Here is an 8,357-nt window from a genome sequence, read left to right on the forward strand (position 1 = left end):
GCTTGGGGGGTGGCACCGGGGGCCGCCGCGCGGCGCGCCGGGGTCGGGGTGGCACTCACCCGGGCCCACGCGGGGGCGGGGCGCACTGTGGGGGGGGGGGGGGTGGGGGGACTGCACGGGACCATTTCCTTCCAAGCCGTAGGACGACACGAGGAATGATGCTCCGTCGGAAAGCGATGCCTGATTGGTGCATACCTTTAAGGGACGGCCTTCCCGTCGGGCCTGGCCTCTGCCCTCCCAAGCGGAGGCTCACCTTCGCACACAAGACCGACAGGAAACAAGAAGTTCGAGTGACCCGAACCTCAAGGCGCGGGAAATTCAGATAAGTTACCGGCGGTATCCGCACCGGCATTCGATCCGTCGTTGCGCAAGGGTCAACTTGTGTGCGGGGAAAGCCGGACGGGGCACCGAATCTCCAACTTTCGGCCCGGAAACGGAGGACATCATTCCACAGCGGACTCCCATGTTTCTCTCGGCGCGCTCTCATCCCCGCCCGTCAGCATGGGCCGCATGACCGCCCCACACGCCTCCGCCACTCCCGCGTCCACGTCCCCCCGTACCGTCCGCAAGGCGGTCGTCCCGGCCGCCGGGCTCGGCACCCGCTTCCTGCCCGCCACGAAGGCGACGCCGAAGGAGATGCTGCCGGTCGTCGACAAGCCGGCCATCCAGTACGTCGTCGAGGAGGCCGCGGCGGCGGGACTCGACGACGTCCTGATGGTCACCGGACGCCACAAGCGCGCCATCGAGGACCACTTCGACAGCGCCTTCGAGCTGGAACAGGCGCTTGCCGCCAAGGGTGACACGGTGCGCCTGGACGCCGTGCGCGACCCCGCGCGTCTGGCCGACATCCACCACATCCGCCAGGGCGACCCGCTGGGCCTCGGTCATGCCGTGCTCTGCGCCCGCCACCACGTGGGCGACCAGCCCTTCGCCGTACTGCTCGGCGACGACCTGATCGACCCGCGCGAGACCCTGCTCCGCCAGATGCTGGACGTCCGCGACCGGTACGCGGGCAGTGTGGTCGCACTGATGGAGGTCGACCCGTCGCAGATCCACCTCTACGGCTGCGCGGCCGTCGAACCGGTTGGCGAGGAAGGGGTCGTACGCGTGACGGGTCTTGTCGAGAAACCCTCACCCGAGGCGGCACCGAGCGGTTACGCGGTCATCGGCCGATACATCCTCGACCCGGCCGTCTTCGACGCCCTGGAGCGCACCCCGCCCGGCCGCGGCGGCGAGATCCAGCTCACCGACGCCCTCCAGGAACTCGCCTCGGCCGGCGCGGTCCACGGCGTCGTCTTCGGCGGTCTGCGCTACGACACGGGCGACAAGGCCGAGTATCTGCGCACGGTGGTCCGCCTGGCCTGCGACCGCCCGGACCTGGGGCCCGAGTTCGTGGCCTGGCTCAAGGAGTTCACCCGCGGGCTGGAGCTCGGGGGCGGGGAGCGGGCCGAGGGGAACGAGCGGGAACCCGGGCGCCGGGCCGCCTGACCCGCCGTCCCACGCAAGAGGGCCCCGCCGAACCCGGCCGGGCCCCTCCCCCACGGTCCTCAGGACGTTCGTCAGCCGTTGGGACGCAGAGTCCAGATCACGGTCATCTCCCCGGTCACGGCGCCGTCCTCGCGCTGGATGGCGACGGCCACCGGGAACTCGGGGCGCTTGCCCGAGTCGAGTTCGGCGACGACGTCCGCGATCGGGCGGCCGAGGGTGGCGGTGGCCTTCACCGGGCCGAGGGCGATCTTCTTGAACGCGATCTCCGCGGTGACCGGAAGCGGCACGGCGCGCGACAGCTGGTCGCCGAAGGCGGCGAGGACGATCGCGCCGCTGGCGGACTCACCGAGGGTGAACATCGCCCCGGCGTGCGGACCGCCCACGTGGTTGCGGTACTCGCTCTGGTCCGGCAGGGACAGCACGGCCCGCTCCGGAGTGGTCTCCAGGTACTCCAGGTTCAGGGTCCGGACCATCGGAACCGTGGCGGCGAGCAATTCGCCGATCGACATCTGGTCTGCGCTCATGGCCGCCATGTTACTCATGAGTAGCAGGGCCTGGCCAGGGGTGTCTCCGGTGATCGCTGTCTCGTTGCGGCCCATGCGGCCAGGGGAACAGCCGCCGGGGACGGGGCGCGACCGCAGCAGGACGACAAGGCCGGCCCCGACCCACCTCCTCGCCGACGAAGGTGTCCGCCTCCCCGTCCGCCCTCTCCCGCTCAGGACAATCCGCGTAGCGGCGGCCTGAAGCCGACCGTCACCGGCTGCCCGCCGTGTACAAGGAGAAGCGGTGCAGATCCGGCGACGACAAGGACGGCAGTCGTGGGCGCCACGGGCGTCACCGGCAAGGTCCTGGACTCGCCGGTTCGCGCCATCATGCGCACGGTGCGCCTGTATGGCACCGGGTCGGACTCCTGATTCGGTACGTCCCTGACAAGGGGCAGTGACCGAATCGTGTCCCTGACGCCACTAGGGTTACTCCCCATGTGGCCAGGACAGCAGCCGCCCGGGGGCGAGCAGAACCCGCAGAACAACCCGTATCAGCAGCCGGGTTACCAGCAGCCGAATCCGTATCAGCAGCCCGGCTACCAGCAGTACCAGCAGCCCAACCCCTATGGGCAGCAGGGACAGTGGGGCGCTCCGGCCCCGGTGGGCACGCCCCAGCCGCCGCAGGGTGGTGGCGGCAACCGGACGAAGGTGGTCGCGATCGTCGCGGCGGCGGCCGTGGTCGTCGCGGCCGGGGTGACCGGATTCCTGATGCTCAGCGGTGGCAAGGACGACAAGGCGGACGGCGGCTCGGGCAAGAAGACCAGCCAGTCGCCCACCACGAAGCCGACCGCCACGTCGTCCGGCTCGGACGACAACCCGCGCGGGGACGCGACCGAGAAGCCGGTCATCGCGGGCTGGAAGGTCGTCGTCAACCCCAAGTGGGGCACGGCATTCGACGTCCCGCCGGAGTGGCAGGTCGACACCCCCGGCACCCAGATCGGCTTCGAGGACCGCAAGTCGAGCGACGGCAAGCCCCTCATCACGATGTCGGCGCCGGCCGAGTACAATTCGAAGTGGTGCTCCTCCGACGACGACAAGGACGGCCGGACGGACGACACCGCGCTGGCCGTGGTGGGCACCAAGGGCGAGAGCGGCGCCAAGACGCCGGGCGACGCGGCGGTGCGCGAGGTGCCCTGGTGGGTGTACGGCGGCTACACGCAGCCGGACAAGAAGAGCATCACCTACGACAAGAAGGCCACCTCCTACAAGACCAGGTCCGGCGTCAAGGGGGCCTACGCCTGGGCCCGTTCCACCAACACCCCGCGCAAGGGCAAGTGCGCCACCGACGGCAAGTCGCTCACCTTCGGCTTCGAGAACTCGGCGGGCGACCTGGTCTCGTTCAACTTCTACGGCGCCAAGGGCGTGAGCGAGGAGGTCGACACGGCGACCATCATGAAGATCCTCAGCACCGTACGGCTGCACGGCAAGCCCACGGAGGGCTGACCGGCCCCGCCGGCGACCCCGGCGGGCAAATGGTTCGGCGGACCGGGTGTGCGGCGGCCGACGTCGCCGCCCGCTTCCAGCACGGCGAAGCCGGCCGCGGCCTTCGGCGTCTCCTGGATGACAGCACAGAGGGCGAACTCTCTTGTGACGGCAGCGGCACCCTCATCTGCGACCGCGGACTCACCGAATGAGACGGTCGCCAAGACCACCTCGCTATGTGCCGACGTGTGGTCGTCATCTGCCGTGGCTCAGGACCTCCAGCCGCTGCATCCCCTCCCGGAAGAGCTTGTTGATGTGACGTCGGCCGGCTCTCAGGAGCTGGTGTACGCAGGGGTTGGAGTCGATGGCGAGGTTCCAGCTGACGGTGGTGGCAGTATCGGCCGTGGACGCCAGGGTCCACTGTTCCACCAACGCCGAGACGCCCGGCGCGTTGGCCTCGTAGGCGCAGTAGGCGAAGCGCCGGCCCGGGTCCCAGGCGATGATCCGTTCGCGAGCCCGGATGGCGCGGTAGAGGCGGAAGCAGCGTGTCGAGCCGACGCCGTAGGGGGGTGAGCCCTCGAAGTGGACGTCGTTGGCAGGGGCGAACCAGCGGGGCCAGTTCTCCGGGCGTTCGGCAAGCTGCTCGAAGAGCGCGCCGGCAGGAGCACGCAGCTCTCGGATACAGGTCTCCCGGAAGCGGGCACGGTCGAGAAAGCCGAGGTCCTCGAGGCGGAGCTGGTAGGTCACCTGTCCCGGCTCCTTCCGATGCCGATGCGATGAGAGGCGCGCATGATCGTTCAGGGCGCTTCCCTCGTGTCATCGTCACCCCGTGCCGGATGGCATACATCGCGGGTGCGGCCGATGGGATGACCTGACGTCGGCATGGTCTGCCTGACATGCCTGAGTGGGGACGTCTCCCCTTGGTAGGGCCGTCACCGTGCGGCGCCAGGAAACGCGAAGGAGACCCCGAGGATGGCCATCCCCTTCAAGGGCGTGATCCAGGAGGACATCAGGCAGTCGGTGCCGGACTGGGAGCCGTACAAACAGCCGCAGGCCCCGGACGGTACGCCGAACGTGCTGTACCTGGTGTGGGACGACATCGGCTTCGGCACGTTCGACCTCTTCGGCGGGCTGGTGGAGGCGCCTGCGATGCGGCGGATCGCCGAGATGGGGGTGAAGTTCACCAACTTCCACACCACCGCGCTGTGCTCCCCGACCCGTTCGTCCCTGCTGACGGGGCGGAACGCCACCAGCAACGGGATGGCCTGCGTCGCGGAGATGACGAGCGGATTCCCCGGGTCCAACGGAAGGATCCCGTTCGAGAACGCGAGTCTGGCCGAGGTGCTGGTCGAGCGCGGCTGGAACACCTACGCCCTGGGCAAGTGGCACCTCGTCCCTTCGGACGAGGCCACCCTGGCGTCCTCGAAACGGCACTGGCCCCTCGGCCGCGGCTTCGAACGCTTCTACGGTTTCCTCGGCGGCGAGGCCGACCAGTGGTACCCCGACCTGGTCTACGACAACCACCCGGTCGAACCGCCGTACACCCCGGAGCAGGGCTACCACCTGTCGAAGGACCTGGCCGACCGGGCCATCCAGTTCATCCGGGAGGCCAAGGTCATCGCCCCGGACAAGCCCTGGTTCACGTACTTCTGCCCAGGCGCGGGCCATGCGCCGCACCACATCTTCAAGGAGTGGGCCGACAGGTACGCGGGGAAGTTCGACGACGGCTACGAGGTCTACCGCCGGATGACGTTGCAGCGGCAGATCGAGCTGGGCGTCGTGCCCGAGGGTACCGAGCTCACCCCGATCAACCCGCACGGCGAACCGGAGGCCACCGGGCCCTCGGGCCAGCCGTGGCCGCTCACCGACTTCGTGCACCCGTGGGAGTCGCTGAACGACGACGAGAAGCGCTTGTTCGCCCGGATGGCCGAGGTCTTCGCCGGATTCGTCTCCTACACCGACGCGCAGATCGGCCGCCTGCTGGACTACCTGGAAGAGTCCGGACAGCTGGAGAACACCGTCATCGTCGCGGTCTCGGACAACGGTGCCAGCGCCGAGGGCGGGCCGAACGGGTCGATGAACGAGATGAACTTCTTCAACGGCGTGCCCGACGACATGGAAGAGAACCTGCGTCACCTGGACGAGATGGGCAGTCCGAAGACCTACAACCACTACCCGAGCGGGTGGGCGTGGGCGTTCAACGCCCCGTTCAAGTACTGGAAACGGTGGGTGTCGTACGAGGGCGGCATCGCCGACCCGATGATCGTCGCCTGGCCCAAGGGCATCAAGCAGCGAGGCGAGACCCGCCACCAGTACGTACACGCCATCGACATCGTCCCGACGATCTACGACCTGCTGGGCATCCAGCCCCCGGCCGTCGTCAAGGGCTTCGAACAGAGCCCGATCGAAGGCGCCAGCTTCCGCAAGGTGATCGAAGACGCGCAGGCGCCCGACCCCCGGCAGACGCAGTTCTACACCATGCTCGGCACACGCGGGATCTGGCACGAAGGCTGGCACGCCGCGACCGCGCACCCACCGGCGCCGTCCAACTGGAGCCACTTCGAGCAGGACGTCTGGGAGCTGTACAACCTGCGGGAGGACCGCTCCGAGAACCGGGACCTGGCCGCACAGCACCCAGAGAAGCTCGAGGAGCTGAAGCGCCTGTGGTCGGCGGAGGCCGAGAAGTACCACGGGCTGCCGCTGGACGACCGCAGCCCCATGGAGATCCTGAACACGCCCCGGCCGCAGCTGGCCAAGCCCCGTGACCGCTACGTCTACTACCCCGGCTGCGCCGACGTCCCCGAGGTCGCGGCCGTCAACATCCGCGGCCGGTCCTACACCATCGTCGCCGAAGCCCGCCTGGACACACCCGAAGCCCGCGGGGTGCTCTTCTCCCACGGAGGGCGCTTCGGCGGCCACAGCCTGTACCTGATGGACGGACACGTCCACTACGTCTACAACTGGCTCGGCCGCATGGAGCAGAAGATCAGCTCCCCAGAGCCGGTCGGCCCCGGTGACCACACCTTCTCGGTGGTGTTCCAGGCACGCGAACGTGACCAGCAGGGCAGCACGCACGGCACGCTCACCCTCTACGTGGACGACCGTCAGGCCGCCCGATCCGACATCAAGACCCAGCCCGGCAACTTCTCCCTGGTCGGAGAGGGCCTCGCGGTCGGCCGCGACGCCAGCCAGCCGGTCTCCAGCGACTACGGCCCGCCGTTCGAGTTCCTCGGCGGCACGATCCGCCAAGTGGTGGTCGACGTCAGCGGGGAAGCCTTCGCCGACGTGGAGAAGGAACTCATCGGTATGTTCCACCGCGACTGACGGCGCGCTTGGGCGCCGGGCCCCTCAGCGAGTGCCGACGGGCCCGGCGTCTGCCGCACAGCGGAAACCCTGGTGGCCTGTGCTGCTGTCCGGCGTGCTGGAGCTGCGGGCGGCCACCCGGTACCGCCGGCAGTAGGAGGCGTGGCACAGATAGGAGCCGCCGCGGATCACCCTGGTCGTCCCGAACGCGGGCCCGCCGGGGTTCTCGCGAGGGCTTCGGGCGTAGTAGTCCGGGGCGTACCGGTCGGCGCACCACTCCCAGACGTTGCCGCACGCGTTGTACAGACCGTGGCCACCTGGCGGATAGGCGGTCACAGGGGCGGTGCCGTACCAGCCGTCGGGCCGGGTGTGGTGGTCGGGGAAACGGCCCTGCCACACGTTCATCCGGCGCTCGCCGCCCGGCTCCAGGTCGTCTCCCCAGGGAAAGGCGGCCCCCTCCAGACCACCGCGTGCGGCGTACTCCCACTCCGCCTCGCTCGGCAGGCGCTTACCGGCCCACACGGCGTAGGCGAAGGCGTCGTTCCAGGACACGTGCACCACCGGGTGGTCGGCGCGGTCCGCGAGATCCGAACCCGGCCCCTCGGGGTGCCGCCAGCAGGCACCGTGCACCTGACGCCACCAGGGGGCCGCGGCCACCGCTCGGGTGTCGGGGAAGCCGGGGGGCAGCAGCCCGGCGAAGACGAACGACCAGCCGTACCGCTCGGCCTCCGTGACGTACCCGGTGGCGGCCGTGAAAGCCCCGAAGTCGGCATTGGAGACGGCACAGCGGTCGATCCAGTAGGGACCCAGAGTCACATCGTGGACCGGGCCTTCGCCGTCTGCCGGAACTGCCCACTTGTCGTGCGAGCCCATCAAGAAAGCCGCCGCCTCCAGCAGCACCATGCCCACCCGGCCGGGATTGCCTTCGCCGGTGCGCACGCGCGCAGATCCGGTCGACGACTCGAACACTGGCGTCGCCGGCCGCGAAGGGCCGCAGCAGACGGAACGCACCTCACGGTCAGACGTCATCCGGCCTCCACACGGAACGTGTTCGCTCTGCACGCGATTGTGGAGCAGCAAGCGTCCGGCGCTTGCGCCGACACGGCGCCGCGCCAACGGACAGCAGCAGCGGTCGGTCAGGGTCTGCGCAGTGCGGCATACGCCTCCCGAACGGTGGGAAACACCCGCAGCCGCCGGGTGGCGCCCTCTTCGTAGGGGCTGGCGCGCAGGGTGGCCAGGACCGTCTCCCGGGGGCGTGCGACCACCAGCTCGCAGCGGTGTTCCCGCAGGTCGGCGGTGAGCCGAGCCAGGACCTGCGCCGCCGTGGCGTCCACATGGAACACGGCCTCGGTATCCAGCACCACATACCGCGGACAGGGCGACCGCGTCGCCGCCAGGCTCAAGATCCGCTGGTGGACGCGGTTGGCGTTGGCGAAGAACAGCGGAGCGTCCACCCGGTAGATCAGCACTCCTCCGTCGACGGGCTCGTCTGGAGCGGCTTCACGCGGCGGCCCCCCCCCCCGCGCCCCCCAGGCCCCCAAGATCCCCAAGATCCCCCCGCGGGGGGGGGGTGCCCAGCCAAAAGGCGGGGGCTGATTA

7 protein-coding genes are annotated in these 8,357 nt (G+C 69.5%); 3 read left to right on the forward strand and 4 right to left on the reverse strand.

Translation table 11 applies throughout. The annotated features are described in order from the left end of the window. The first annotated feature begins 510 nt into the window (after positions 1–510). Positions 511–1,488 carry a UTP--glucose-1-phosphate uridylyltransferase GalU gene (galU, locus tag ACFW2E_RS34830; protein ID WP_384472337.1) on the forward strand — a complete coding sequence of 326 codons (978 nt, stop codon included), beginning with the start codon at positions 511–513 and terminating at the stop codon, positions 1,486–1,488. Positions 1,489–1,559: 71 nt separating this feature from the next. Here galU and ACFW2E_RS34835 read toward each other — a convergent pair whose 3' ends face one another. Beyond that, complete coding sequence (locus tag ACFW2E_RS34835; RefSeq protein ID WP_384472356.1) at positions 1,560–1,997, reverse strand: DUF4442 domain-containing protein; 438 nt, start codon at positions 1,995–1,997, stop codon at positions 1,560–1,562. A gap of 471 nt (positions 1,998–2,468) precedes the next feature. Between ACFW2E_RS34835 and ACFW2E_RS34840 the strand changes: the two genes are divergently transcribed. Then, positions 2,469–3,476 carry a hypothetical protein gene (locus ACFW2E_RS34840; RefSeq protein ID WP_384472340.1) on the forward strand — a complete coding sequence of 336 codons (1,008 nt, stop codon included), beginning with the start codon at positions 2,469–2,471 and terminating at the stop codon, positions 3,474–3,476. A 234-nt stretch (positions 3,477–3,710) separates the two neighbouring features. On the opposite strand, the gene ACFW2E_RS34845 is transcribed toward ACFW2E_RS34840, so the two are convergent. After that, positions 3,711–4,202, reverse strand: coding sequence for an SRPBCC family protein (locus ACFW2E_RS34845; RefSeq protein ID WP_384472343.1), 492 nt, complete (start codon positions 4,200–4,202; stop codon positions 3,711–3,713). 225 nt (positions 4,203–4,427) lie between these two features. On the opposite strand from ACFW2E_RS34845, the gene ACFW2E_RS34850 reads away from it, so the two are divergent. Next, the gene (locus tag ACFW2E_RS34850; protein WP_384472346.1) at positions 4,428–6,779 is read left to right on the forward strand and encodes a sulfatase-like hydrolase/transferase; all 2,352 of its coding nucleotides are present in this window, start codon (positions 4,428–4,430) and stop codon (positions 6,777–6,779) included. A gap of 24 nt (positions 6,780–6,803) precedes the next feature. On the opposite strand, the gene ACFW2E_RS34855 is transcribed toward ACFW2E_RS34850, so the two are convergent. Both ACFW2E_RS34855 and ACFW2E_RS34860 read right to left on the reverse strand, forming a co-directional pair. Then, positions 6,804–7,787: a formylglycine-generating enzyme family protein gene (locus ACFW2E_RS34855; RefSeq protein WP_384472350.1), complete on the reverse strand. Its 984-nt coding sequence runs from the start codon at positions 7,785–7,787 to the stop codon at positions 6,804–6,806. A 107-nt stretch (positions 7,788–7,894) separates the two neighbouring features. Then, complete coding sequence (locus ACFW2E_RS34860; protein ID WP_384472353.1) at positions 7,895–8,227, reverse strand: STAS domain-containing protein; 333 nt, start codon at positions 8,225–8,227, stop codon at positions 7,895–7,897. Between the last annotated feature and the right edge of the window lie 130 nt (positions 8,228–8,357).

It is taken from the genome of Streptomyces sp. NPDC058964 (assembly GCF_042741275.1).
Classification (GTDB): domain Bacteria; phylum Actinomycetota; class Actinomycetes; order Streptomycetales; family Streptomycetaceae; genus Streptomyces.

Excerpts from the sequence above, each read along its gene's own strand:
- galU (WP_384472337.1), top strand. The coding sequence starts at position 511 with ATGACCGCCCCACACGCCTCCGCCACTCCCGCGTCCACGTCCCCCCGT.
- ACFW2E_RS34835 (WP_384472356.1), bottom strand. The coding sequence starts at position 1,997 with ATGTCGATCGGCGAATTGCTCGCCGCCACGGTTCCGATGGTCCGGACC.
- ACFW2E_RS34840 (WP_384472340.1), top strand. The coding sequence starts at position 2,469 with ATGTGGCCAGGACAGCAGCCGCCCGGGGGCGAGCAGAACCCGCAGAAC.
- ACFW2E_RS34850 (WP_384472346.1), top strand. The coding sequence starts at position 4,428 with ATGGCCATCCCCTTCAAGGGCGTGATCCAGGAGGACATCAGGCAGTCG.
- ACFW2E_RS34855 (WP_384472350.1), bottom strand. The coding sequence starts at position 7,787 with ATGACGTCTGACCGTGAGGTGCGTTCCGTCTGCTGCGGCCCTTCGCGG.